This is a genomic window from Neorhizobium puerariae, from assembly GCF_042429745.1.
GTDB lineage: Bacteria > Pseudomonadota > Alphaproteobacteria > Rhizobiales > Rhizobiaceae > Neorhizobium > Neorhizobium puerariae.
In genome coordinates this window covers 1-25,216 of sequence record NZ_JBHMAA010000030.1, presented here as the reverse complement: position 1 = coordinate 25,216, position 25,216 = coordinate 1, and the positions used below count along the sequence as shown (strand labels likewise).

23 protein-coding genes and 2 pseudogenes are annotated in these 25,216 nt (G+C 61.1%); 24 read left to right on the top strand and 1 reads right to left on the bottom strand.

The genetic code is table 11. From position 1 onward, the window contains the following. The 10 genes and pseudogenes from ACFFP0_RS23990 to ACFFP0_RS23945 all read left to right on the top strand — a co-directional run. A pseudogene (locus ACFFP0_RS23990) lies at positions 1 to 103 on the top strand (IS5/IS1182 family transposase); the annotation flags it as partial. 700 nt (positions 104 to 803) lie between these two features. Next, the gene (locus tag ACFFP0_RS23985) at positions 804 to 2,432 is read left to right on the top strand and encodes a TIGR04028 family ABC transporter substrate-binding protein (protein ID WP_377264741.1); all 1,629 of its coding nucleotides are present in this window, start codon (positions 804 to 806) and stop codon (positions 2,430 to 2,432) included. A 59-nt stretch (positions 2,433 to 2,491) separates the two neighbouring features. Next, on the top strand, positions 2,492 to 3,436 hold the full coding sequence (locus tag ACFFP0_RS23980; RefSeq protein ID WP_377264740.1) for an ABC transporter permease: 945 nt from the start codon (positions 2,492 to 2,494) through the stop codon (positions 3,434 to 3,436). Continuing rightward, positions 3,433 to 4,314, top strand: a complete 882-nt coding sequence (locus ACFFP0_RS23975; RefSeq protein WP_377264739.1) for an ABC transporter permease — start codon at positions 3,433 to 3,435, stop codon at positions 4,312 to 4,314. Before ACFFP0_RS23980 ends, ACFFP0_RS23975 begins: the two co-directional genes overlap by 4 nt. Beyond that, on the top strand, positions 4,311 to 5,960 hold the full coding sequence (locus ACFFP0_RS23970) for a dipeptide ABC transporter ATP-binding protein (protein ID WP_377264738.1): 1,650 nt from the start codon (positions 4,311 to 4,313) through the stop codon (positions 5,958 to 5,960). The genes ACFFP0_RS23975 and ACFFP0_RS23970 overlap by 4 nt, the downstream gene beginning before the upstream one ends. Beyond that, the gene (locus ACFFP0_RS23965; RefSeq protein ID WP_377264737.1) at positions 5,957 to 6,994 is read left to right on the top strand and encodes a putative FMN-dependent luciferase-like monooxygenase; all 1,038 of its coding nucleotides are present in this window, start codon (positions 5,957 to 5,959) and stop codon (positions 6,992 to 6,994) included. Before ACFFP0_RS23970 ends, ACFFP0_RS23965 begins: the two co-directional genes overlap by 4 nt. A gap of 27 nt (positions 6,995 to 7,021) precedes the next feature. After that, on the top strand, positions 7,022 to 7,636 hold the full coding sequence (locus ACFFP0_RS23960; RefSeq protein ID WP_377264736.1) for a CMD domain protein: 615 nt from the start codon (positions 7,022 to 7,024) through the stop codon (positions 7,634 to 7,636). A 13-nt stretch (positions 7,637 to 7,649) separates the two neighbouring features. Then, the gene (locus ACFFP0_RS23955) at positions 7,650 to 8,252 is read left to right on the top strand and encodes an alkylhydroperoxidase domain protein (RefSeq protein ID WP_377264735.1); all 603 of its coding nucleotides are present in this window, start codon (positions 7,650 to 7,652) and stop codon (positions 8,250 to 8,252) included. A 35-nt stretch (positions 8,253 to 8,287) separates the two neighbouring features. After that, a complete protein-coding gene (locus ACFFP0_RS23950) occupies positions 8,288 to 9,151 on the top strand; it encodes a VOC family protein (RefSeq protein ID WP_377264734.1) in 864 nt (287 codons plus the stop codon). A gap of 571 nt (positions 9,152 to 9,722) precedes the next feature. Then, positions 9,723 to 10,019 (top strand): annotated as a pseudogene (locus tag ACFFP0_RS23945) (IS481 family transposase); the annotation flags it as partial. Here ACFFP0_RS23945 and ACFFP0_RS23940 read toward each other — a convergent pair. Then, a complete protein-coding gene (locus ACFFP0_RS23940) occupies positions 10,016 to 11,032 on the bottom strand; it encodes an aldo/keto reductase (RefSeq protein ID WP_377264733.1) in 1,017 nt (338 codons plus the stop codon). The pseudogene ACFFP0_RS23945 and the gene ACFFP0_RS23940 overlap by 4 nt on opposite strands. Before the next feature lie 184 nt (positions 11,033 to 11,216). Here ACFFP0_RS23940 and ACFFP0_RS23935 point away from each other — a divergent pair, with 184 nt between their 5' ends. The 14 genes from ACFFP0_RS23935 to ACFFP0_RS23870 form a co-directional block, all read left to right on the top strand. Continuing rightward, positions 11,217 to 12,059 (top strand): ABC transporter permease, encoded by an 843-nt coding sequence (locus ACFFP0_RS23935; RefSeq protein WP_377264732.1) that lies wholly within the window; start codon positions 11,217 to 11,219, stop codon positions 12,057 to 12,059. A gap of 26 nt (positions 12,060 to 12,085) precedes the next feature. Then, the gene (locus ACFFP0_RS23930) at positions 12,086 to 13,084 is read left to right on the top strand and encodes an ABC transporter substrate-binding protein (RefSeq protein WP_377264731.1); all 999 of its coding nucleotides are present in this window, start codon (positions 12,086 to 12,088) and stop codon (positions 13,082 to 13,084) included. An 11-nt stretch (positions 13,085 to 13,095) separates the two neighbouring features. Next, positions 13,096 to 13,872, top strand: coding sequence for an ABC transporter ATP-binding protein (locus ACFFP0_RS23925; protein WP_377264730.1), 777 nt, complete (start codon positions 13,096 to 13,098; stop codon positions 13,870 to 13,872). Between the two features lie 15 nt (positions 13,873 to 13,887). Next, a complete protein-coding gene (locus ACFFP0_RS23920; RefSeq protein WP_377264729.1) occupies positions 13,888 to 15,345 on the top strand; it encodes an NtaA/DmoA family FMN-dependent monooxygenase in 1,458 nt (485 codons plus the stop codon). Next, complete coding sequence (locus tag ACFFP0_RS23915; RefSeq protein WP_377264728.1) at positions 15,284 to 16,801, top strand: NtaA/DmoA family FMN-dependent monooxygenase; 1,518 nt, start codon at positions 15,284 to 15,286, stop codon at positions 16,799 to 16,801. The genes ACFFP0_RS23920 and ACFFP0_RS23915 overlap by 62 nt, the downstream gene beginning before the upstream one ends. Positions 16,802 to 16,809: 8 nt before the next feature. Beyond that, complete coding sequence (locus tag ACFFP0_RS23910) at positions 16,810 to 17,619, top strand: sulfurtransferase (RefSeq protein ID WP_377264727.1); 810 nt, start codon at positions 16,810 to 16,812, stop codon at positions 17,617 to 17,619. A 526-nt stretch (positions 17,620 to 18,145) separates the two neighbouring features. After that, positions 18,146 to 19,015 carry an aldose epimerase family protein gene (locus ACFFP0_RS23905; RefSeq protein WP_377264726.1) on the top strand — a complete coding sequence of 290 codons (870 nt, stop codon included), beginning with the start codon at positions 18,146 to 18,148 and terminating at the stop codon, positions 19,013 to 19,015. 132 nt (positions 19,016 to 19,147) lie between these two features. Continuing rightward, positions 19,148 to 20,812: an IclR family transcriptional regulator domain-containing protein gene (locus tag ACFFP0_RS23900; RefSeq protein ID WP_377264725.1), complete on the top strand. Its 1,665-nt coding sequence runs from the start codon at positions 19,148 to 19,150 to the stop codon at positions 20,810 to 20,812. Then, entirely contained in the window at positions 20,805 to 21,920 is a 1,116-nt protein-coding gene (locus tag ACFFP0_RS23895) for a mandelate racemase/muconate lactonizing enzyme family protein (RefSeq protein ID WP_377264724.1), read from the top strand. Before ACFFP0_RS23900 ends, ACFFP0_RS23895 begins: the two co-directional genes overlap by 8 nt. Before the next feature lie 182 nt (positions 21,921 to 22,102). Further along, positions 22,103 to 23,140, top strand: a complete 1,038-nt coding sequence (locus tag ACFFP0_RS23890) for an NAD-dependent epimerase/dehydratase family protein (protein ID WP_377264723.1) — start codon at positions 22,103 to 22,105, stop codon at positions 23,138 to 23,140. A gap of 19 nt (positions 23,141 to 23,159) precedes the next feature. Next, complete coding sequence (locus tag ACFFP0_RS23885; protein WP_377264722.1) at positions 23,160 to 23,894, top strand: ribonuclease activity regulator RraA; 735 nt, start codon at positions 23,160 to 23,162, stop codon at positions 23,892 to 23,894. Between the two features lie 4 nt (positions 23,895 to 23,898). Beyond that, positions 23,899 to 24,372 carry a nuclear transport factor 2 family protein gene (locus ACFFP0_RS23880; protein ID WP_377264721.1) on the top strand — a complete coding sequence of 158 codons (474 nt, stop codon included), beginning with the start codon at positions 23,899 to 23,901 and terminating at the stop codon, positions 24,370 to 24,372. 14 nt (positions 24,373 to 24,386) lie between these two features. Further along, positions 24,387 to 24,677 carry a YciI family protein gene (locus ACFFP0_RS23875; RefSeq protein WP_377264720.1) on the top strand — a complete coding sequence of 97 codons (291 nt, stop codon included), beginning with the start codon at positions 24,387 to 24,389 and terminating at the stop codon, positions 24,675 to 24,677. Positions 24,678 to 24,682: 5 nt separating this feature from the next. Next, the coding region (locus ACFFP0_RS23870) for an aldehyde dehydrogenase family protein (RefSeq protein WP_377264719.1) at positions 24,683 to 25,216 on the top strand (534 nt) is incomplete at its 3' end.

Here is a 25,216-nt window from a genome sequence, read left to right as displayed (position 1 = left end):
CAAGCTCAAACAATTCCGACGTGTCGCCACACGATACGACAAGCTGCTCGCAAACTTCATGGGCTTCGTCAAAATCGCCGCTATCGCCATCTGGCTCAAATAGTTAATTCGTCGCTACGGCCTAGCGATCTGCTCAGCTGGAATATCGGTGAGTTCGCACCGATATTCCAGCTGAGCAGATCGTGGACCAACGGCGGCTACGTCATCCAGCTCGCCAAGGCCGAGGGACTGACGGTCATCACCGATGCGTCTGAGAAAGGCGAAAAGCTGGTTGCGTCGCTTGGTGCCGATATCGTCGTTCGAAGAGGCGATGACGTCGCTTCACGATTTCGCAGCCCTTCCCCCAAGGCGTCGATGGGCTGGGCGGACGGAGCGGGTGCTCAATGAACTTGTCATCCCCGCCGTTCGCGATGGTGGCGCTTTCACGTCCGTCCCGGGCTTCGAGGTATCCCTCAGCGGAATATCCACTTCACCAGAACCTTTGTGCGTATCTACGCGCAAGAATGGGAAAAACTGGCTCAGCTTCGGAAACAGATCAAGAGCCCCGGGCAGCAGCCTTCAAAATCAAAGGCTTTTCTCTATGCAGCGTCCATCATCACACTCGTCAGACGCATTGCACGCGCCCCATGAATTCGCGGACCCAGTCGCGACCGGATACGTTTTGCGTGTCCTATTCGTGGGAAAGATGCTTGTTGCCTGTGATCATCATAAAATAGAATACTAAATCCCTAGGAATTATTGTCCATTCCGCGCAAAGCTGTACCCTTTTCCAGAGAGCTTCTTCAACACTCCGGGAAAATCCAATGACACTCCGCCACAAATTTTTCGGCACCATCGTCGCGCTGGCTGCCACCGTCAGCCTGCCGGCCATCGCTGCGTCGGCCGACGCGCCGATCAAGGGGGGGACGCTGGTCTATCTTGAGCAGCAGGCCCACACCAATCTCTATCCGCCGGCGGGCGGCTTCTATCCGAACGGCGGCGTCCTCAACCAGATCACCGACAAACTGACCTATCAGAACCCGGAAACGCTGGAGATCGAACCCTGGATCGCCGAGTCCTGGACCGTGAACGCCGATGCGACGGAATATACCTTCAATCTCCGTCCCGGTGTCACCTTCTCCGACGGCACGCCGCTCGATGCCAATGCGGTGGCAAGGAACTTCGACACGTTCGGCCTCGGCAACAAGACGCTGAAGCAGCCGGTCTCCGAAGTCGTCAACAATTACGACCGCAGCGAGATCATCGATCCGCTGACCGTGAAGTTCTATTTCAAGAAGCCGTCGCCCGGCTTCCTGCAGGGCACGTCGGTCATCGGCTCCGGCCTCGTCTCGCTGAAGACGCTGGAACTGCCTTTCGAGCAATTGGGCGACGCCACCAAGATCATCGGCTCCGGCCCCTTCGTCGTGAAGGCCGAGACCCTGGGCAAGACGCTCGACCTGAAGGCCCGCGAGGACTACAACTGGGGTCCGAAGAAACTCGCACATCAGGGCCGCGCCTATCTCGACGGCATCCAGTACATCATCACGGGCGAGGACAGCGTCCGCATCGGCGCGCTGATCGCCGGCCAGGCCGATTTCATCCGCCAGATCCAGGCCTATGACGAAGCGCAGGTGGAGACCCAGGGCCTCCAGATCTATGCGCCGAGCACCCGCGGGGTGAACAACTCCGTCGTCTTCCGCCCGGACAATCCACTCGTCGCCGACGTTCGCGTCCGCAAGGCGCTGTCGCTCGCGACCAACCGGCAGGAGATCGTCTCGACGCTCTTCTCCAGGCACTATCCGCCAGCAACATCGATCATCGCATCGACCGCCATCGGTTATGTCGACCAATCCGGCAAGCTCGCCTTCGACCTTGACAAGGCCAAGGCGCTGCTGGACGAGGCCGGCTTCAAGCCGGGCGCCGGTGGCGTGCGCGAGAAAGACGGCCAGAAACTGGTCCTGACCGCCTACGAATCCCTGCCGCAACCGCAAAACCGCGCGACCCTCCAGCTCATCGCCCAGCAGTGGGAGAAGGTCGGCGTCAAGCTCGGCGTGCTCGCCGGCGATTCCGGCAGCCGCACGGTGGACGACCTCGATCCGCTGAAGACGCCGGTCTCGCCAGCCATGGTCGGCCGTGCCGATCCGGACGTCATCAAGAGCCAGTATTATCCGAAGAACCGCGACGTGCTGCGCCAGAAGGGCGGTGGCAGCGACAAGGTCAAATCCTTCGTCGACGACAAGCTGAATGCCATCCTCGATGAGATCGCCTCCCAGCCGGACAAGGAAAAGCGCCTGAAGGCCGCGGCCGAAGCGCAGGCCTATGTCCTCGATCAGGCCTACGCGATCCCGATCTTCGAAGAGCCCCAGGCCTTCGCCGGAGCGCCCTACGTCAAGGGCGTCGCCTTCGAGGCCGTCGGCCGTCCGAGCTTCTACGGCGTCTGGCTGGACAAATAAACGCGGCATGGATGGCGGAGACCCTCCGCCATCCATGCCCATCTTCAGGGAGATCCACGATGACGCGATATGTCTTGAGCCGGATCGGACAGGCATTGCTGGTGCTGTGGGCGGCTTTCACGCTGTCCTTCATCCTCCTGCAGGCCATGCCGGGCGATGCGGTGCTGATCAAGTTCCTCAACCCCGAATACGGGTTGAGCCCGGAGCAGATCCGGGAAATCCGCGAGGCCTATGCGGTCGATTCAACCGTCCTCGTGCAGTATTTCCAGACGCTTGTGAACTTCCTGAAGGGTGATTTCGGCTATTCCATCCAGGCCGGTGTGCCGGTTTCCGCGCAGCTCGCCGCCAATTTGCCCGCGACGCTGAAGCTCGCCACGCTCGGCTTTGCGGCGGCGATCGCACTTGCCTTGCTCATCGCCTTTCTCTCCTCGCTTTCTCCCTTCGCCTGGCTGCGCAACCTCATCCAGTCGCTGCCCTCGCTCTTCATCTCCATTCCGGTCTTCTGGCTCGGCATCATGCTGATCCAGATCTTCTCCTTCCGGCTGAAGCTCGTTTCGGTCATCAACCCCGGCCCCTGGGAAAGCTTGGCGCTTCCGATCGCCACGCTGGCGGTCCCGATCGCCGCGCCGCTGGCGCAGATCCTCATCCGCAACATCGATGAAATCCGCACGCGGCCCTTCGTCTCGGTGGCCGTGGCCAAGGGCGCGACGCAAGCCCACGTCCTGTGGCGGCATGTCGCCCGCAACGCAATGCTGCCGGCGCTGACTATCGCCGGCGTCCTGTTCGGCGAGCTCTTGGCAGGCGCGGTCGTCACCGAAACCGTCTTCGGCCTCAACGGCATCGGCGGGCTGACGGAGAAGGCCGTGGGCAACCAGGATCTTTCCGTACTCCAGGCGATCGTGGTGATCTCCGCCGCAGCCTTCGTCACGATCAACCTCATCGTCGATCTTGCCTATCCGCTTCTCGACCCGCGTCTGAGAGCAAGGAACGGAGCCAAGCCATGACCACCGTTGAAACCCTTTCCACCCTCGACGGACCGGAGACCTCGGGCAAGACCTCGGGGCGCCGCGGGGCCGGCTTCCGCCTGAAGCGTCTGCCGCTTGGCCTCGTGCTTGCCTGGATCATCATCGTCATGGTGCTGCTCTGGGCGGTCGCCCCCGGCCTGTTCACGGCCTACGACCCGCTGCAGGGCGTGCCGGGCGGTCAGCTCAAGGCGCCCTCCACGCTGCATCTGCTCGGCACGGATTCGCTCGGCCGCGACCTTTATTCGCGCATCGTGCACGGGGCGATCCATTCGCTTTCCGGCGCGATCGCCGCGGTCGGCGTCGGCCTTGTCACCGGCACGGCGTTCGGCCTCGTCGCCGGCGCGACCGGCGGGCGCGCCGACGCGATCATCATGCGTTTCGTGGATGTCCTGCTCTCCATCCCGACCCTCCTGCTCTCCCTCAGCATCATCATCCTGCTCGGCTTCGGCACGGTAAACGCCGCGATCGCCGTCGGCGCCACCGCGATTGCCGGTTTCGCCCGCCTGATGCGCTCCGAGGTGGTCCGCGTGCGCCGCGCCGAGTTCGTCGAGGCCGCCTTCGGCAGCGGGGGCACGTTCCGCAGCGTGCTGTGGCGGCACATCCTGCCCAACTCGCTCACGTCCATCATCGCCTACACGGCCGTGCAGTTCGGCTGGGCCATCCTGCAGCTTTCCACGCTGGGCTTCCTGGGATACGGTGCCCCGCCACCCACGCCGGAATGGGGCCTTCTCATCGCCGAAGGCCGCAATTACCTCGCCACCGCCTGGTGGCTGACTGCCGCGCCGGGCCTCGTCGTCGTTGCCGTCGTCCTGTCCGCCAACCGCATCAGCCAGTCGATCGGAAGGACCGGCGCATGAGCGAAAACACATCCCCCGTCCTCGACATCCGCGACCTGAAGATCTCCTACGGCGACGACAGCGGCCGGACACGCGTCGTTCACGACGTCTCGTTCTCCGTCGCCCCCGGCGAGGTCGTGGCCCTCGTTGGCGAAAGCGGTTCGGGCAAGACATCGACGGCGCAGGCCGTGATCGGGCTGCTTTCCGGCAACGGCCGCGTCGACGGCGGCTCGATCCGCCTCAATGGCGAGGAGATTTCGCGCTGGAACGAAAAACGGCTTCGTTCCATCCGTGGCGCCGTCGTCAGCCTCATTCCGCAGGACCCGTCGAGTTCGCTGAACCCGGTGCTGACGATCGGCACACAGGTGCGGGAAATCCTCGAAATCCACGGCCGTCTCAGCCGCGCCGAGGCGGACCGCCGCGTCATCGAACTGCTGACCCAGGTCGGCCTTTCGCAACCGGAACTGAGGGCGAGACAATATCCGCACGAGCTCTCCGGCGGCATGAAGCAGCGTGTGCTGATCGCCATAGCCATCGCGCTGAAACCCGCACTCATCATCGCCGACGAGCCGACCTCGGCACTCGACGTCACGGTGCAGCGGCGCATCCTCGACCTGATCGACGACCTGCGCCGCGAATACGGCACGTCCGTCCTGCTCGTGACGCACGACCTCGGGGTCGCCGCCGACCGCTCCGATCGGCTGGTGGTCCTTCAGGACGGCCGCATCCAGGAACAGGGCGCGACGGCGGACGTGCTCGCCGCGCCGAGGAGCGCCTATACGCGCAAGCTTCTCTCCGATGCGCCATCGCTTGCAACCGCCGCAATCCGCCCTCCGGTGGAGGAGGCACGGCCGGCGATCGTCGCCGTCGAGGGGCTGACGCTGAACTTCGTCCTCCCGACCGGCGGCAATTTCCGCGCCGTCGACGGCATTTCCTTCAAGGTGCCGCGCGGCACGACCCACGCCATCGTCGGCGAATCCGGCTCCGGCAAGACGACGACGATCCGCACCATCGCCGGTTTCCAGAGGCCTACGGACGGTGTCATCCGTGTCGGCGATTTCGATCTTGCCGCCTTGAAGGCCGCAACCCCGCGCCAGTTCCGCCGCAAGGTGCAGCTCGTCTACCAGAACCCTTGGGGATCGCTCGATCCCAGGCAGACGATCTTCTCCATCGTCGAGGAGCCACTGCTCAACTTCGAGCCGCTACCGAAGGAGGAACGCGCCGACCGCGTGCGGGCGATTATCGAGCGCGTGGGCCTGCCGTCCCCGGTGCTGACCCGGCGGCCCCATGCGCTCTCCGGCGGCCAGCGTCAGCGCGTGGCAATCGCCCGGTCGCTAGTGCTCGAACCGGAAGTGGTGGTTCTCGACGAAGCGGTCTCCGCGCTCGACGTCACCGTCCAGGCCCAGATCCTTGCGCTTCTCGGCGAGCTGCAGCGCGATCTCGGCCTCACCTACATCTTCGTATCGCACGACCTCGCCGTCGTCCGGCAGATCGCCGACACGGTTTCGGTGCTGCACAATGGCCGCCAAGTGGACTACGGCCCCGTCGCCCAGGTCTTCGCCAGCCCCGCCAGCGACTACACGCGCGAACTGATCGACGCCATTCCCGGCCGCAAGTTCCCGCATCAAATTCATCATCACTTGCAGACAGCGGGATCGACACCATGACCGAACAGACAACGGCAAAACGGCTGGGTTTCTTCACTCGGCTTCTGGACGACGCGGGCGCCGGGGAACGATACCGCCTTGCGGAGGAGCAGATCATCCACGCGGAAGCCAACGGCTTCGACAGCGCCTGGATCGCGCAGCATCACTTCCACGCGGATGAAGGCGGCCTTCCGTCGCCGGCCGTCCTCCTCGCCCATGTGGCGGCCCGCACATCCACCATCCGGCTCGGCACCGGCGTCATCACGCTGCCGATGGAAAATCCGCTGCGCGTCGCGGAAGACACCGCCGTGACAGACCTTCTCTCCGGCGGACGTCTCGAAGTCGGTTTCGGCACGGGCGGCACGCGGGAATCCTTCGAGGCGTTCGGCATCTCGGCGGACAAGCGCGGCGAGGTCTACGGCAGATATCTCGGCGTCGTCCGCAAGGCCTGGGCGGGAGAGGACCTCGGCGTCGGCAACCGGCTCTATCCCAGCGCCCCTCACCTGCTCGACCGCATCTGGCTCGCAACCTTTTCGGCCTTCGGCGCGCGGCTTGCCGGCGAAACCGGCGACGGCCTGATGCTGTCGCGCACGCAGCCGCGTCCGGCCGACGATCCGAACGCGACACTGGACGGAATCCAGAACCCGATCATCGACGCCTATCTCTCGGCCCTGCCGAAGGGCCGCGTCCCCCGCATTCTCGGATCACGCAGCCTGTTCGTCGCCGACGACCGGAAACAGGCGCTGAAGCTTGCGGAAGCCGGGCTTTCCCGTGTCGCCGACCGCTTTGCCGCGGCCGGCCATCGCATTCCGGGCAACGGCGTGCAGGATCTCATCAAGGCGCTCGACAGCCATGTCGGCACGCCGGACGACGTCATCGCCTCGCTGAGGGCGGATACGGCCCTTGCCCGCTCGACCGATATCGTCTTCCAGGTCCATTCGATCGATCCGCCGCACGAATACATCCTGCGCTCCATCGAGCTGATCGCCTCGGAAGTCGCCCCCGCACTCGGCTGGACCCGCGGTTCCGCGCCAAAGTGCATCGCAGCCGAATGACGCCCTTTCCATAGAAGGCAGACACGCATGACCGACAGCATTCCCGATATCATCGACCATCTGGCCGGTATTACGCCGGGATCGAAGGGCGCGGCCCTCCGCGCCCGACGCCCGGTGACGAAGGAAGGAGCGCAGGCAAGCTGGCTTGCGCTCTTCGCCCCCGCCGATGCCAGCCAGTTCCCACTCGCCGGGCGCTTCGCCGTCGCGACCTTCGTCGCGACATTGCACGGCCAGCCGGAGATCGCCGCCTTCTATGCCGGGGAACTTGAAGGCAAGGAAAACGGCGCGGCGCTCCTGGCAGCCGTGAAAGCCGCAGCCGCCTATGGCAAGGCCAAGGGTCCCTATGGCCGCTATCCCGCAGGCCCGCTTTCCCACGAGGATCAGGCCCAAGAGGACCAGGACGACCCGGCCTTTGCCGTCCAGGCCGCGGAAAAGGCGGTGCTCGGAGCCCGGCTTTCCGCCGCCCTGGAACACGCCCACCTTCTCATCTTCCACCTGCGCGATGCCGATCCGCAGGCGCTTGCCGGACTGATCGGTGCGGGCTGGAGCACGACCGGCATTGTCACGCTTTCCCAGCTCGTCTCCTTCCTCACCTTCCAGATCCGCGTCATCGCGGGCCTCAGAACCCTGACCGCCGCATGACAGGAGAAGCACCATGACCGATACGATCATCGAGCCCCGAGTGGAAAACGCGCCGAACGTCTTCACACAGGACCAGATCGGCTGGACGCCGTGGCTGAAGCCGCTTGCGGAAGACGAGCTGACCGAACGCCATTATGAGGCGCTGGTGGATAAGGCGCGGGCGAAATCGCCCTACTTTGCCCTTCTCGTCCGCGATCCGGACATTCTCGAAGCCCGCACGAAGACCGACAAGGATATTTTCTACAATGTCGCCGACGGGCTGCCGCGCGCCGAGCGCGAGCTCGCAGCCACGGCCACATCGCGCTACAACGGCTGCATCTTCTGCGCCTCCGTACACTCGCGCTTCGCCTCACACCATTCGCCGAACAAGGCGGAGGTCCAGAAGCTTCTGGACGAGGGCGTCTCCGCCGATCTCGGCGAACGCTGGAACGCCATCGTCGCCGCCTCCGTCGCACTGACGGCGACACCGCCGGCCTTCGACCCCGAACATGCGGAACGCCTCCGGAAAGCCGGCCTTTCGGATGACGAAATCTACGACGTCGTGCACGGCGCCGCCTTCTTCAACTGGGCAAACCGGCTCATGTTGTCGCTCGGCGAACCAACCCCGGCGGAGTGACCTTCGAGAAAAGACCATCGGCCGAAGGAGCCCCTATGACCCATCCAGTTCTGGGAGTCGACCATATCTATCTGCTCGTCCGCGACCTCGGGGCGAGCGCGGCCTTTTATTGCCGGCTCGGATTCACGCTGTCGCCACAAGGCCTGCACAGCCCGGAAAAGGGCACCGCCAACCACACGATCATCTTCCGCCACGACTATCTGGAACTGCTGGGCGTCGTGCGCGAAACGGACGGCAACCGCCCGCAGCGGGAGAAGCTGGCGGAACAGGGCGAAGGCGTGCAGGCGATCGCCAACCGCACCCGAAGCACTGACGAGGCAAAGACCGCGTTGGCCGCCCTGGGGATCGCGACCGGCGAAGTCAGCGCCTTTTCGCGGCCGCTCCCGCTGCCCGACGGCACCGAGGGGCTTGCAAGCTTCCGGACACTGAGCTTCGATCCGGCCGGCGTGCCGCTCGGACATTTCTTCCTCTGCCAGCAGCAGACGCCCGACATGGTCTGGCGGCCGGAACTGCAAAGCCATGAGAACGGAGCGACCGGGCTCGGCGGGATTATCGGCATCGTTTCCGATCCGCAGGCGACAGCGGAGATCTACGCGCGGTTTTATGCCCTCGGACGGGTCACCCCGGCCGAAGGCGGCTTCCGGGTGGATACGGGCGAGAATTCCGCCCCCCTGCTGTTTCTCGATCGCAAGAGCGCCGCAGACCTGTTTCCCTGGCAGAATCTCCATTCGACGCCGGAAGGCGGCTATGCGGCCGTGCGTATCACCGTCGGCGACGTCGATACGGCAAAACGCGTCCTGACGGCAGGCGACGTGCCGTTCTTTGTCACCGAGCGAGGAAGCATCGTCGTCGGACCGGAATTCACCAGCGGCGCGATCATCGAGTACGTCGGTCCATAGCACCATGGTGTGGTGGCCGCTATCCTTCAATCACGCCTCGGCCCGACTCGAATGCGCAGCGTGAGACGGCCATTATGACGGATGTTCATTCGATCCCCGCCCGGACAAGTTTTAACCTGTCTATTACCAATCTCACGCTGTAAGGAAGTTTGCATATATGGCGAGATTTGCACCTCGATGACATTTTGAAGGAGCTTTCCGTTCACGAGCAATCTTTCACAGGCGGCAGTTCGGAACGTCGAGGGCCGATCTTGAGCGCATGACGGATGACGCATTTTGGGAAATCGGAGCGAGCGGTAATATCTACGAGCGCGCTTATGTGATTGAGACATTGTTGGAGCGTCACAGGAATGGTCCCGAAATACACGGCTGGCCTTGTAGGGATTTCACGGTAACTCCGCTGGCGGAAACCCTTGTTCTCCTTTCCTATATCCTTGAGGGGCCACAGCGTGTAACGCGCCGCTCGGCGTTCCGTCCGGTATAAATGGCCATCCACGTAAAACGATTGGACGCCGAGGTCGCCTTGCTTGTCAGCAATAACGTAACTTCGTCCGCGCTTACCTATGCGCACGAAAACGGCATCCCTTCGATTCACATCCCGACGAAGAACCTGGAGGCCACTGCCGACGAACGGTTCCGGGAAGCCCTCCGAACAATCAAGGACGCCATCGTCAAGATCTACCACTATGACGACCTGGAAAGTCTCAAGGCCCATGTCCTGGCCTTCATCACCGCTTATAACTTCGCCAAACACCTCAAGGCGCTACGATGGCGAACGCCCTATCACGCAATCTGCGATGCCTGGACAAAGGACCCGTCAATCTTCAAAATCAACCCGCACCACCTCATTCCGGGACCGCACAACTAGCGAATAAGCGACAAAACATCGGCTGATGCGGTCTGGCCGGGTAAGATTGCCTCGTTGCGGTCCAATTGCACCTGCTGCGGCGTATAAGGCTCTTCGAGATAGGCTCGCTCGTCTGCAGAAAGATGGATATCAAGTGCAGCCACCGCGTCATCAATGTGATGCGGCTTGGTTGCGCCGATAATGGGGGCTGTAACGGCCGGGCTGCTGGCCAGCCACGCCAGCGCAATCTGCGCCGGTTTGACCTCTTTTTCCTGTGCTAGCGAAATGACACGGTCGATCACCTGTTCGTCCTGAGGGCGTTTGAAATCGCGAACCACCTTCGAGCGTGCCGTATCGTTGCGGCGGCTTCCCGCGAGAAGCCCGCGGGCGAGAGGACTATAAGGAATGACAGCGATGCCGTCGTTTCTGCAGAGCGGCAGCATCTCCCGCTCTTCTTCGCGATAGAGCAGATTATATTTGTTCTGCATGCTGATGAACGGCGTCAGGCCGTTCTGTTTTGCCAGCGCCAGCAGCTTGGCGAATTGCCAGGCATGCATGCTGCTGGCACCGAGATAGAGGGCCTTGCCGGCGCGCACCACGTCATCCAGTGCCAGCAATAGTTCTTCCCAAGGCGTGGCTGGATCGAGCCGGTGGATCTGATAGAGGTCGACATAATCGGTTCCCAGCCGGCGCAGACTGTCGTCGATCGCATGGCGGATATGCTTGCGTGACAGGCCGCGCTGGTTCGCGTCAGGTCCGGTGGCACCGAAGACTTTAGTTGCAATTACGACGCGATCTCTGCCCGATCCGTAACGCTTCAGAGCACGGCCGAGGATTTCCTCACTCAGGCCGGTGGAATAGGAATCTGCTGTGTCGAAGAACGAAAAGCCGACCTCGAACGCCTTTTTGTAGTGCTCCTGAGCGTCCTCTTCGCTCAACGCCCATGGCATCCAGTCGGGTGATCCGTAGCTGGAACAACCGAAAGCAAGAGGGGAGATTTTCAATCCTGTAGAGCCAAGGCTTTTCTTTTCCATGGTCACGTTCCGTCCTGGATTGGGATCAAGTGGCGGTGAACCTAGCTAAAGGTATGCCGGGTGGACGAGGAAAAGCATTTCTATTCGTTAGCGAATGAAAGGAATAATCTATCTTTTTTATAGCTTTTATAGTGAATAGCCTTGCGTTGATCAATTCCGGTCGAGGCAAGGGAACCGACATCGCATGTCGCTTACATCCGCATTTGAAACCTCTGGGCCGCGCGCGGTCAAAAATCAAAACGGCGGCACATCTGCATCGTCGCAATGGGCATCTTTTAGCTGGTTGCGCGTCGGTCAGCTCGCACTTGTTGCTGTGATCCTGCTGGTGATCCAGCATGCGGTCGACAGCGGGGCGGTGAAGCAAATCTATCTGGCCTCGCCGACGCAGATCATTGCTGCTTTTCCTAGGCTGCTTAGCCAGAACAACCTTCTCTACCACCTCTCCATCACATTGTCGGAGGCACTGCTGGGTTTTGCACTGGCGCTTAGCCTCGGCGTAGCGACCGGCATAGCGATGGGCCTGTTTTCCAGGGTGAACACATTTTTCGGTCCATTCTTGGTGGCCATGATGGCCATTCCCAAGGTGACGATCATCCCGCTTCTAACGCTCTATCTGGGGATCGGCTTTTCCCACAAGGTCTTCATCGTTTTTCTCTTCGGCTATTTCATCTTCGTATTCAACACGATCGCCGGCATTCGGCAGGTCGATGAAAAGCACTTGAAAGTGGCGCGCGCCTTCGGTGCCAGCCGGCTGCAGATTATCACCAAGGTCATTCTTCCCTCAGCTGTACCTTCGATTATGGCAGCCGTCCGGCTGGAGGCGGCGATGTGCCTGGTGGCTGCCCTGTTTGCGGAAATTGTCGCGTCCAAGGCCGGGCTTGGAAATATGCTCAACCGCGCCGTTGGTGTCTACGATACGGCAAGCGTGTTTGCCCTCGTCGTCACCATTACCGCCATCGCATTGATCACCGTGTCCCTCATCAACCTCCTGGAAAAACGCGTTTTTCTCCGCTGGAAGTTCGTCTGATCTCGTCAAACCGCAGGATAAGCTTCATGAATTTCTTCAAACCGATCGCCCTCATCGCGGGGCTGGCTCTCGCCGGGGGTGCCGTTGCCCAATCGCAGCCCGAAAAGAAGACGCTGACCCTGGCGGATAGCAAGTCCTACACCCAACAGCCGATCCGCTTCGGGGTGGAGAAGGGCTTTTTCGCGGAAGAAGGACTGGACGTGGAATTCACCGACGTCTCCGACATCCCGACCGGTGTTGCGACCGGTGAGCTGACCTTCGCCTTTGGACCGACTAGCGTTTATCTACGGGCGGCCGCACTTGGCGCACCGATCAAGATTGTTTCCTCTGCTTTCCGCAGCAAGGGACCGTTCTTCCTGCTCGCGGGCAAGAACGTGAAGAGTTTTGCCGATCTGAAGGGCAAGACGGTAGGCAATGCGATTGCCGGTTCGAACATGGACGCCTACCTGAGGGTCATCCTGCGCGAAAACGGCGTCGATCCCGACAAAGACGTTACCCTGTTTGCAGCGGGCACCAACCAGCAGGCCTATGGCGCGCTGATTTCGGGTCAGGTGGATGCGACGATCATCCACCAGCCATTCCCGGCGTTGGCCGAATTGGAGGGCGAGGGCAAAACGCTTGCGCGCGGCTGGGACTACCTGCCGACCTATCACACTGGCGTCCTGATTGCCGGCAATGATGTGCTTGCCAAGGATCCGGATCTCGTTGAGCGCGGTCTGCGCGCTTACTTCCGCTCCTACACCTACGCCAAGGCCCATTACGACGAATATATTCCGTGGCTGCAGAAGCAACTGCATCTGAACCCCGAAGCCGTCGCAAACGCCATTCGGCAGGAAGACGATATCTGGGACAACAACCCGGCTATTGACCGCAAGGCGATCGCCGACACGCAGGCCGTCGAGATCGCGCTGGGCAATCAGGATGCGCCCTATGATGCGGAAAAGTTCATCGACGAGCGCTTCATCCCGAAGGACTACGTCAAACCCTTCTCCTACCCGACACGGCCGGCCGGCAGTTCCAACTGAAGGTTATCCCGATGACGTTGTTTCAGGTATCTTCCGTCGATAAGATCTATCCCGGTACGCCGCCCGTCGTGGCATTGCAGGATATTTCGCTGACGATCGAACAGGGCGAGTTCATCGTTTTTCTTGGCCCAAGCGGCTGCGGGAAGAGCACGCTGCTGGAACTCCTGTCAGGTCTGCAGCAGCCGAGCGATGGGCAGGTCGCCTTTCATGGCGAGCCCATTGAAGGACCGCATCATTCGCTCGGCGTCGTGTTTCAGGATGCATCGCTGCTGCCCTGGCGCACGATCGAGGACAATGTCTCGTTCGGACTGGAACTGGCGGGCATCGGTAAGGCGCAGCGTAACGAGACGGCGCGGCATTATCTCGACAAGGTTGGCCTGACCGGCTTTGCCGAAAAATACCCGCACCAGCTTTCCGGCGGCATGCGACAGAGGGCCGGCATCGCCCGCGCCCTGTCGACTGAACCGGAAGTGCTGCTGATGGACGAACCGTTCGGAGCTGTCGACCATATTACCCGCATCAAGCTGCAGGAAGAACTGATCGGTCTTTGGCAGGAGAACCGGCGCACCATCGTGTTCGTGACGCATGACGTCGGTGAGGCTGCATTTCTTGCTGACCGTATCGTGCTGTTTTCGCCACGGCCAGGCCGTGTGCACACGATCTTTGACGTGGAACTGCCCCGCCCACGCCGGCGCGGAGATCTCGAGCTCCTCAAGCTGGAATCGAAAATCTACGACACGCTGCACGCGGTCGAACAGGAGAGCAGGCCCTCCGGTACATCGGCCTGACCAAGGGAGTTAATCATGGCCCATGAGGGACAGAACCATCCGAACGACGACGGCGGACGCCGCTTGATGCACCTGGGCTACATGTATTGGGCCAATGGCACGCATCCCGCAGGGTGGCGCTATCCAGGTGCGGAGCATGATGGCGCGTTTGAGCCGGACCACATCGTCCGGCTGGCCCGGACCGCCGAGGCGGCAAAATTCGATTTTTTCTTTTTCGGTGACCGTCTGGCGACAGGGCTGAACTACGAACTTACCAACACTTCGGTTTTGGCGCGTTTCGAACCGTTCACGGCGGCATCCTATCTTGCGACTAGAACGAAAGAAATCGGCATCGTCGTCACCGCCAATCCGACCTATTACGAACCGTTCAATCTCGCCCGTCTCGTTTCATCGCTCGATCATGTCACGCATGGCCGGGCCTCCTGGAATATCGTCACGGGTGCCGATGGAAGGGCTGCGCAGAATTACAGCCGCAGTGAACACGGCGATCCCGACTATCGTTACGATCGCGCCGACGAATTCATATCGATCGTCCGGCGGCTCTGGGACAGTTGGGAAGACGGCGCTTTCATTCGCGACAAGAAGACCGGCAGTTTCGTCGATGGAGACAAAATTCATTCGCTCAACCATGTCGGCAAGACGTTCAGCGTGAAAGGCCCCCTCAACGTCGCGCGTGCACCGCAGGGCCATCCGGTCATACTACACGCCGGAACTTCGGAGCGGTCGAGGAATTTCGGAGCTGGCGAAGCCGATGTCATTTTTGCCGCCTCGGCGACGCTGGAAGATGGTCTCGCCTATGCCAACGACATGCGCCGGCGCGCCAGGGAAAGAGGCCGGCCCGACGGTCAAATCAGGATCCTGCCCGGCATCACACCGCTGATTGGCAAAACCCGTGAGGCGGCCCGGCAGATTTACGATCAACTGAATGCACTGATCATACTTGATGACGATGTGCAGTTTGGCGGCCGTGAACCATCCTATTGGAGCCTCGACGCCAAGGTGGGGGAGATCCGCGGCGAGGCGGTCGGTGCCGGTCATCGCAATCTCGGTGCCTTGTCGCAGCGGGTCGGTATTCCCCTCCTGCATGTCGGCATCGACGATCTGGTCGACCTTGAGCGGGCAAGCGCATTCAATCATGCCGGTTCAAAGCTTCTCGCCGAAACAGAACGCAGAACTGGCCGCGGGATTGGTCAGATCAGCTGGCGCGACCTTTTGCATACCTACATTGTCGGCGGCCATGTCGTCGTCGGAAGCGCGGACGATATCGCCGGCTATTTCGAAACCTGGTTCAAGGCCGAAGCCTGCGACGGCTTCAATGTCCAGTCTGCTTACGTCTACGAGCAATTGGATCTGTTCGTAGAGCTTGTCGTCCCGGAGCTACAGCGTCGTGGTCTGTTCCGGACAGATTACCGTGGCGCGACGCTGCGCGATCGTTTCGGTCTTGAGCGGCCGATCAATCATTTCGCCGCATGAAACGGGATTGTGTGAGATGACCAACAGACCGAAAAGACAGAGAGAACTGCATCTGGGCTTGATGTTCTGGGCTGGCGGCACGCACCCTGCCGGCTGGCGCATGCCGTCTTCGAAAGCCGACGCTGCGTTTGACATCGAATTCCTGCAATATGTGACGCAGCTGGCAGAGAAGGCGAAGTTCGACTTCCTCTTCCTCGGTGATCGCCTTGCCACCGATCCGGGACTGCAGGCCACCAATCCCGCGCAGATGTCTCGTCTCGAACCCTTCATTTCAGGTGCGAGCCTTGCGGCTGCCACCTCGCATATCGGAATCGTCGTCACGGCCAATCCGACCTATTACGACCCTTTCACTGTCGCCCGCCTTTTCGCCTCACTCGATCATTTGAGCAAGGGACGGGCATCCTGGAACATCGTCACTGGCGCGGACTCCATCGCCGCCGCTAATTTCAGCCGCGACAGTCATTGGGAAACCGACAAGCGGTATGACTGGGCCGACGAATTCGTCGATGTGGTCAAGGGGCTGTGGGATTCATTCGAGGACGATGCCTTCGTACGGGATCCGGTCCGGGGAACGTATGTGGATCCTACCAAGGTCCACAAGCTCAACCATAAGGGTCAGAATTTTGCAGTCGAAGGCCCGCTGAACGTCGCGCGCCCGGTTCAGGGCCATCCGGTCATCTTGCATGCCGGCACATCGGAGCGTTCGCGCGAGCTCGGTGCCCGTGATGCCGATGTTATTTTTGCAGGCCAGGGCACGATTGGTGCCGCCAAGGCCTATTATGCCGACATGAAAGCGAGGGCGGTGAAATACGGCCGCGATGAACTCGACTTCTCCATCCTGCCCGGCTTGACGCCAATCGTGGCGCCGACGACAGAGGAAGCCGTTGTCATCTATGACAGTCTCAACGGTTTCCTGGTGCTCGACAAGGAGGACAACAATGCGCAGGAGGTGCGGTTCGGCGGGCTCGGGCGTAATGCTCTCAGAAATCTGACGCGCGTCTCCAGCATTCTCGGCGTCGATGTGCGGGGGAGCGATCACGAGGCGGCCGTTCCGCGACACGTCGCCGAGCAGGCGTCGCCAGAAGGGCAGGCTTTGATTGCAGAGGCGACGCGCCGGACAAGGCGCACGCTGGAAGGGGAAACGCCGCTTCTGTTCAAGGATCTGATCTATACGACCATCTCTTCCGGTGCGGTCGTCGTTGGCAATCCGGGCGAGGTCGCAGATTTCATTGAATTGTGGTTCCGTGAAAAGGCTGCCGATGGCTTCAACATCTTTCCGCCTTATGTGCCGGAGTCCGTCGAGGCCTTTGTGGATCTCGTCGTTCCGGAACTGCAGAAGCGGGGTTTCTATCGCGCCGACTATTCAGGCTACACCTTCCGCGATCATCTCGGCCTAGCACGGCCGGAAAACAGATTTGCCGCTAAAGATGCGGCAACCAGCAGCAAGGTGGCGTGAGGGGCGGCATGACGGACGTTATCGGAGAAGGCCCTTTCATCAGTGCAGAGGATGTCGCATCCTGGCAGCAGGCAGGACGGGACGTTGCCATCCTGGCCATCCTCAGCGACGCGGATGGCGACAGGCCATTGCGGATCGAAGGGGCGATCGATGTCGATCTCGCCAGCGAGCTCGCGGGGCCGGGCGGAGGTACGCAGGGTGCACGTCCCTTACCGGCATTGGAAGATCTGCAGCAGACGGCGCGTCGCTGGGGGGTGAACGACGGGACGACAATTGTTGCTTACGACAACGGCAATGGTTTTGCGGCTGCCCGCGCCTGGTGGACGCTCAAATGGGCGGGCGCACGACAGGTTTATATTCTTGACGGCGGCCTGGGGGCTTGGACTCGGCTCGGTCTGCCTGTCAGCCGGGCGCATCCTAAGCTTGCGGCGCCAGGCAATATTCTTTTGAAGGCCGACAACCTTCCCGTTCTCGATGCCGACGAGGCGGCCCGCTTGGCGGAAACGGGAAAGCTCTTCGATGCGCGGGCCGAGAACGTGTTTTCGCGTGGGCATATTCCCGGTGCGATCAATTTTCCGGCGGCGCGAAGCCGTGGGACGGATGGGCGGCTTTTGCCGGTTGTGCGGTTGCGCGAAACGCTTTGGCCCAGTTTTGGAGAAGATGTGGAGGTCGGCGTCTATTGTGGAAGTGGCGTTTCGGCAGCCTATCAGATTGCCGCTCTTGCGGCATTGGGTCGGCGAGCTGCTCTCTATCCAGGGTCATGGTCGGCATGGTCGGCCGATCCAGGTCGACCGGTGCAGATCGGGGTATCTGATTAAGCTTGCTATCACTGCCGATAAATTGGGTCGGCATGTCCGACTGAAAACTGCGTGGTCGTCGGTTCGTACCCGTTCAAGAGCGAGTGTCTCGTCTTGTTCGGAAGGGAAGACTTTGCCGATTATCCAAGATTATGCCGATTGAGCATCGACCGCGGGCGGCGTCTGGTTTCCACGACAGAAGTCGCGCCAGACGAGGATAGCTTGTCAGCAGCATGTGGAATAGGGTGGCCATTGCAGCGGCAAGGTCAGCGTTCCCGTCCGGCGAATACCGAACCCGAGATGTACGGCGCCGCCGAGGACCAACTAAAGCAAGGCTCGGATGGCCAATGTTGCAGGCGAATACGTTTCTATCTAAGCTGTGGTTTCGATTGTGCCGACAGCATTTCTTCAGTTCATTCGCCGCCGCGATAGAACTCAACAAATCAAGTCTCATAAAGTGGACGAACCAGCTAGGTAAGTTTCGAGGTACCATTGCGGTCTGCGCGCAAGCTGGTCAACATCGGCCGGTTCTTTAGAAAGGCGCACCATGATCAGGCAACTCACCGGCACAACTTCCCTTGAAATCACTTCGTCCGACCTGATTGCGTGCTTTTCGCCGGAAATGGGCGGTCGCCTGCTCGAACTGAGGGTGGTGGATGGTCCCCATATCTTCATTCCGACAAAGCCGCATTCGTTCGCTGTGACGAGCTGGCCGCGTGCTGGAGCCTATCCGCTCGTGCCGTATCATAACCGGCTGGAGAATGCGCAAATCTCCGTCGGCGGCGAAACATTTTTGCTGGAAGGCCATCCGGCTGCACCTCCTCATACCCTGCACGGGCCGGGACATACGCAGCCCTGGACCCTCGTCTCGCATGGCGCTTCCGAACTGACGATGAAACTGGATTATCACGCGGATGCACACTGGTCGTGGCCCTTCGAGGCAATCCAGAGCTTTTGTCTCGACAGCGGCCTTTTCAAGCTTTCCGTGTCACTCAGAAATACCGGCGAAAAGCCGATGCCGGGAGGGCTCGCCTGGCATCCCTATTTCGCATCGGCGAAATCGGTTTCGACGGATGCGCGCTATGTCTGGCCTCATCGCGAGGATTATCTGCCGACCGGTGAGTGCATCGAGCTCACCGATCGCCCAGCTGCGGAAGCGCTGCCGACACTTTATCTCCAGGACTGGCGCAAGGCATTGGTATCCTGTGCAGACGGATATCAGGCGGAAGTATCAGCGACTTCCGCCTTCGACTGCCTCATCATTCACCGTGGCGATCCAGCGCATATCTGCGTCGAGCCTGCGACGCATGTCCCGAGCGCCTGGAATCTGCCGGACGATCCGGAAGCTGTCGGTGCGCGCATTTTGCATCCCGGCGAAGTGCTTGAGGGATCTATCGAAATCCGCATTTCGAAATAGATCGATCGAGTTCTCGGCTCAGGAAATCTTGCTTCAATCTCATGATGTGGGCAATCTGCGGTACCAAGGCCTTGGATGAGGCCGAAACTGCTGGATTGTCTCAACTCATGAACCTAGAAGCGAGGAATGCTGATGAACGAAGTTCAATGGTCGTCCGACCTGATCTCACCGAAGAATATCGCCGGCACCGCCCTGATCGGAAAGGCTTGCGATATCCTCGAAATCATCGGCAATGCCCCTGGTTCGGTGGGGCAGGCGGTCCTGGCCGAGAAGACCGGCATACCGCGCGCCACGCTTTATCGCATACTGGCGGCGCTAATTTCCCGCGGTCTCGTCCGCGCCGATCCGCTCAGCCAGAATTATACGCTCGGCTTCAGTTTCCTGGAGCTTGCGCAGAACGCCTGGTCGTCATCCGATCTAGCTTCGATCGCATCCGTCGAGCTGCGCCGCCTGCGTGATCTGACCGGCGAGACCTCCTATCTCGCCGTGCAGGAAGGCAGCCACGTGCTGGCGCTCGGGCGGTTCGAAAGTGCCCACGACAAGCGCTCCAATGCAAGGCTCGGCGCTCTGAAGCCGATGCATTGCACCAGCCAGGGAAAGGCCATCCTGTCGCATTTTTCTGGCGCGCAACTGCAACAGGTTCTTGGCGGCGAGCTGACGGCATTCACCGACAAGACGATCACCGATCCCGATCAGCTGCGGGCGCATCTGTCGATCGTCCGGGCGCGCGGATATGCGATGGACGACGAGGAGATCGTGCTCGGAACGCGCTGCGTCGGCGCTGCGATTCTCGACCCCGAAGGCAAGCCGCTCGCCGCGATCAGTGTCGCCGGACCGACATTCCGGATGGGATTGGAGCGGGCCGAGCAGCTGGGCAAGGAGCTTGCCGAAGCCGCAAAGCGGATTTCGGCGCAGCTCGAACCCTCCCTCAAGGCCTCGCTGGGGCATTCCGGCAATTGCCGGGTTCTGTCGAGTGCGCCGGCTTTCCTGGGCGCATCGCCGCGATGGGATGCGCGAGACGAGACACTTTACTGGGCTGATGGGCTTGCCCCTTCGATACGGGCAGCCGGGGATGCGGAGGACTTCGTATCGCTGCATTCGCTTTCTGAAAGCGTCAATGCCTTCTGTCTGATGCCCAATGGTTTCGTCTGTGCTGCCGGCAGTGATCTGGTGCTCGGAGACCGCAATCGGCTGCGCGAACGGATCACCGGACCGGCAAATCTTTCTATTACGGCCCTGCGCTCGGCGCCGGATGGCAGCATTTGGGCTGCGGCCTTTGATGCGGAAGCCAATTCCAGCCGGATAGGCCCGGTTTTCCGCCAGCGCGGCATCGGTCCCCGGTTCGAGATGCCGGGCGAGGTCAGCGATATCGCGTTTGCCGGAGATATGGGCCTGTTTGTTGCGCAGGCGGCGCGCCAGAGCATCTATCTTCTGGAGCCGGAAACCGGCCGCAAGCGGAAATTCGCCGATATTCCCAAGGTCGCCGGCGCGCCCTGCGCTCTCGCCATCGATGAAAATCTGACCCCCTGGCTGGGCCTGTCGGATGGATGGAGCATCGTCAAGCTCAACGAAAATGGCGAGATCGAGCGCACCATCGCATTGCCGGTGCCGAACCCGACCGGGATCGCCTTCGGTGGGCCGGATCTGTCGCAGATCTTCGTCACCAGCGCCCGTAGCGGCCTGCCGCGGGAAAGCCTGACGAATGCGCCTCTATCCGGCCAGCTTCTTTCGATCGATGTCGGAGAGCGAGGGCTGCCGGAGGGGTTGGGCAAAATTCAAGAGGAGCCGAATGCCTGAACCGATTGAACGCGGCACCGCGCCCCGGATCATCTCGCTCAAGACTTACCCGGTGCGCATTCCCTTCGAGGACGGCGGTCCCGGTACCGGCGGTACGCCGAGCCGCTGGCATATGCTGGACATGGTGCTGATCCGCGTCGAGGACGAAGAGGGAAATATCGGCTGGGGCGAGGCGTTCGCCTATTTCTGTCTGGAGGCGGTGAATGCCGCGGTCGAACGGATGATCGCTCCCTTCGTTGTCGGGCAGAGCATCGAGGATATCCCGGCCTGGAATCTCGGCATTCAGAAGAAGCTGCACCTGTTCGGACGTTACGGCATCACGCTGTTTGCGCTTTCAGGGGTCGATATCGCGCTTTGGGATCTTAAAGCCAAGCGGGCAGGTATGCCGCTTTGGCGTTTGCTGGGGGGCACGTCTGCGGTGGCGCGTCCAGCCTATGCCAGCCTGGTGCGCTATGGCAGTGCCGATCTGATCGCCGTTCAATGCCGAAAGGCTCTGGATCTCGGTTATCGACATATCAAGCTTCACGAAGTCGCGCCCAACGTCATCCGCCGGGCGCGTGAGGTTGTCGGCCGGGATGTGCCGCTGATGGTCGATGCCAATTGCGCCTGGACCCTGGACGAGGTCGCCGACCTGCGGGACGTGTTCAAGGAGTGCGACATCCTGTGGGTGGAAGAGCCGCTGTTTCCGCCCGATGACTATGCCGGCATGGCTGCGGTCGAAGCGCAGGGCACTGCCGTCGGCACGGGTGAGAATGCCTCCACCAATTTCGATTTCCGGCGGATCATCCAGTCCGTCACCTATCCGCAGCCGAGTATGACAAAGGTCGGGGGTGTTTCCGAATTTGCCGATATTCTCAGATCCTGCGACCGGGCAGGTAAGGTGGCCATGGCTCATACGCCCTATTTCGGCCCCGGTTATTTCGCAACACTCGCCATGTTGCCGCTGATGCCGGAGGGGACGTTGGTCGAATATTTGTTCGTCGAGCCCGAGGCCTGGGTCGCTTCGACGCCGAAGCCGCGTCAGGGCATGCTGGGCGCCACGAATGCGGCGGGCATCGGCTTCGAGCCGGACCTCGATGTGCTGGCCCGTTATGCAGTCGAAATCTGATCTCAACATATGAGACGATGCCGGAGATAGGCTATTCTCGCTTCTTCCCTGCAGGGGAATAATCGGTAAGTTGATGCTGCCGGCCAGTGAGAAAATCGCGGCCCGGAAATTCTGACGGAAAGACGCGCTGCGGACGGATCTCACGATGTGATCTCCCGGCGAAACATAGCAGGGATGGAGACATGGAAATTTTCGTATCTGGGGCCACCGGTCGGGTGGGCGGTGTCCTGGCGGCTGAGCTGCGCAAGCGCGGCCACAACATCCGCACGATCGCCGTGCCGAACGATCCGAACCGGGCTGCAACCGAAGCGGCCGGCGTGACCTGCCACACCGGCAGCCTTGCTTCCTATGACGACGTTGCGAAAGCCATGGAGGGCGTCGAGGCCGTCTTCCACATGGCGGCCGTCATCTCCTTCCAGCCGACGGCGCGTGATCTTCTGTGGGACGTCAATGTCGTCGGCACCTACAATGTGCTGCGGGCGGCTGCCGCGGAATCCCAGAAGCGCTATATCCGCATGGTCTTCGCCTCCAGCGACCAGGTTTACCCGACGCGTTTTGCGCGGTTCCGCCCGACCGACGAAAACCATCCGAAGGAACCCTACACGTTCTACGGCATGACCAAGCTTCTCGGCGAAGACATGGTCAAGTTCTACAACAAGACGGAAAAGTCGCTCGATATCAGTACGGCCGTGTTTTCACACACGGAAGCGGCGCGCGAGGTGATTGATCCGAATGGCGAATATGCTGGCCCCGCTTTTTACGTGAACAGCCGGGTGCGCAGTCTCAAAGCCGCCAGCACGCATCATGCGGGTGCCACGTCGAACTCGGAACTGGAGCAGATTCTCTCGATCCTGGAGCCGCTCGTCAGTCCCGATGAACCTCTGTTGCTGCCGATGGACGCCAACGGCATTCCGCACACCCAGGAACTCGTCGATGTGCGTGACATCGTTCAGGGTCTGCTGCTGATTTTCGACAAGCCGGAAGCGATCGGCGAAACCTTCAACCTGGCGCCGGTGACGCCGGTCAGCCTCGGCGAATTCATTCCCTATCTGGCAAAAAAAACGAGGCGGCGGTTCGTGGAAGCCAGAATCCCGGTGGAACTGGGGAAGACGCATGGAAGCAGCGTCAAGGCGCGTGCCATTCTCGGCTTCACGCCTCGATATTCGATGTTCGACATGGTCGATGAGGCGGTCGCTGCCGCCTACGGCGTGAAATCTTAGATTTTCCGGGAGATGTATTGTGACTGATCATATTACGACTGAAATTCTCGATAAATTGAAAGCCTGCTCGACGGCGACGCTGACGACGCAGCTTTTCAAACGCAATTTCCGCCAGCAGTTTCTGGTCGGGCTGAAGCCGCTCAATGCGAATGCCGGCTCCTTTGCCGGCGAGGCGTTTACGCTACGCTTCATTCCATCGCGGGAAGACAAGGACTGGGATCTCGGCGACCTGAAGAAGCGCGGCGAGGACAACATGCAGTGGGAAGCCATCGAGGCGATCGCCGCCGGCCAGGTCCTGGTCATCGACAGCCGCAACGATCCGCGCGCCGCATCCGCGGGCAACATGCTGATGACCCGCATGATGCGCAAGGGCGTTGCCGCCGCGATCACCGATGGCGCGTTCCGCGACGGCACCGAGATCTCGAAAATGCCGTTCCCGGCCTATTGCGCGGCGAACACCGCCTCGACGCGGCCTGCCTATCACCGCGCTATCGACATGCAGCTCCCGATCGGCTGTGCCGACGTGGCCGTTTATCCCGGTGACATCATCGTCGGCGACAGCGATGGCGTCGTCGTCATCCCCCGTTCGATTGCGGTGGAGATGGCGCATGATTCATACGAGCAGGAACACCGCGAGAAATTCCTGTTCACCAAGATCGATGCCGGTGCGCCGCTCTGGGGCACCTATCCCCCGAACGACGAGACGCTGAAGGAATATGGAGAGTGGCGTGAGCGCAACAAGGCGGCGGAGTAAACTGATGTCCGGAACGATACCCGCGCAGAAGGCGGAAGCGCTCATTCGCCGATATTTCCAGGCCTGCAATGATGCCGATCACCAGGGGCTGGTGGATTGCTTCACCGAAGACGCCGTCCATTATTTCCCGCCGGGGCTTCCCGGCGCGCCGTGGCGTAGCGCCACGGCGATCGCCGATGGCTGGGTCTGGTGCGTCAAGAACATGGAATCGCGCTGGACGATCGAGAAGGTTCTGGCATCCCAGGATGGCATCGAGGCGGTGATCGAGTGGACGCACTGGAAAACCGCGATCGGCGAGGTGCTGCGCGGCGACGAGTGGTACATTTTCAACGACGACATCACGAAGATCCGCGAGATCCGTGCCTATTATGCCTCGCCGGTCAACAAGGCAGATTCTGTCAACAGGCTTCACGATTTCGATTACGAGGCGCGGGGTTATGCGCTGCAGCCGCCGTCTCCGGCGCCGAAGATCGACTGAGGGAGAGGGTACCCATGCAGTTCACCATCATCGCCCGCGACGATACCGCCGAGGGCACGCTGAACAAGCGCCTGGGCGCGCGTGAGAAGCACATGGAGCGTATCCACGCGATGAAGGCGGAAGGCACCATCATCGATGGCGGCGCGCTGATCGATGACGACGGCCGGATGATCGGCTCGGTTGTACTGTGCGAATTTCCGGACCGGGTTGGCCTCGACGCTTATATCCAGAGCGAAATCTATTCCACCGAAGGCGTGTGGAAGGATATCACAGTCCTGCCGTTCCGACGCGTCCAGTGGAAGTGAGTGACATGACCATCTACCAAAACCTGATCGCCGGCGAATGGGTCGGCACGGAAGCCTCGAAGAACATCAGCCCGTCGGATACCAACGACGTGGTCGGCATGTATTGCCAGGCGAATGCAAACGACGCGAAGGACGCCATCGCCGCCGCCAAGGCAGCCTTCCCGGCCTGGTCGCGCTCCGGCATCCTGGAGCGCCATTCCATCCTGCGGAAGACCTCCGACGAGATTCTTGCCCGCAAAAAAGAGCTTGGCGCTCTTCTCGCCCGCGAAGAAGGCAAGATCCTTCCCGAAGCGATTGGCGAAGTGACCCGCGCCGCACAGATCTTCGATTTCTTTGCCGGGGAAGCTTTGCGTCTGACCGGTGAACTGGTGCCCTCGGCGCGTCCGAACATCGGCGTCGAGATCACCCGTGACCCGCTCGGCGTGATCGGCATCATCACGCCCTGGAACTTCCCGATCGCCATTCCCGCCTGGAAGATCGCCCCGGCGCTCGCCTATGGCAACACCGTCGTCTTCAAGCCCGCCGACCTCGTCCCGGGC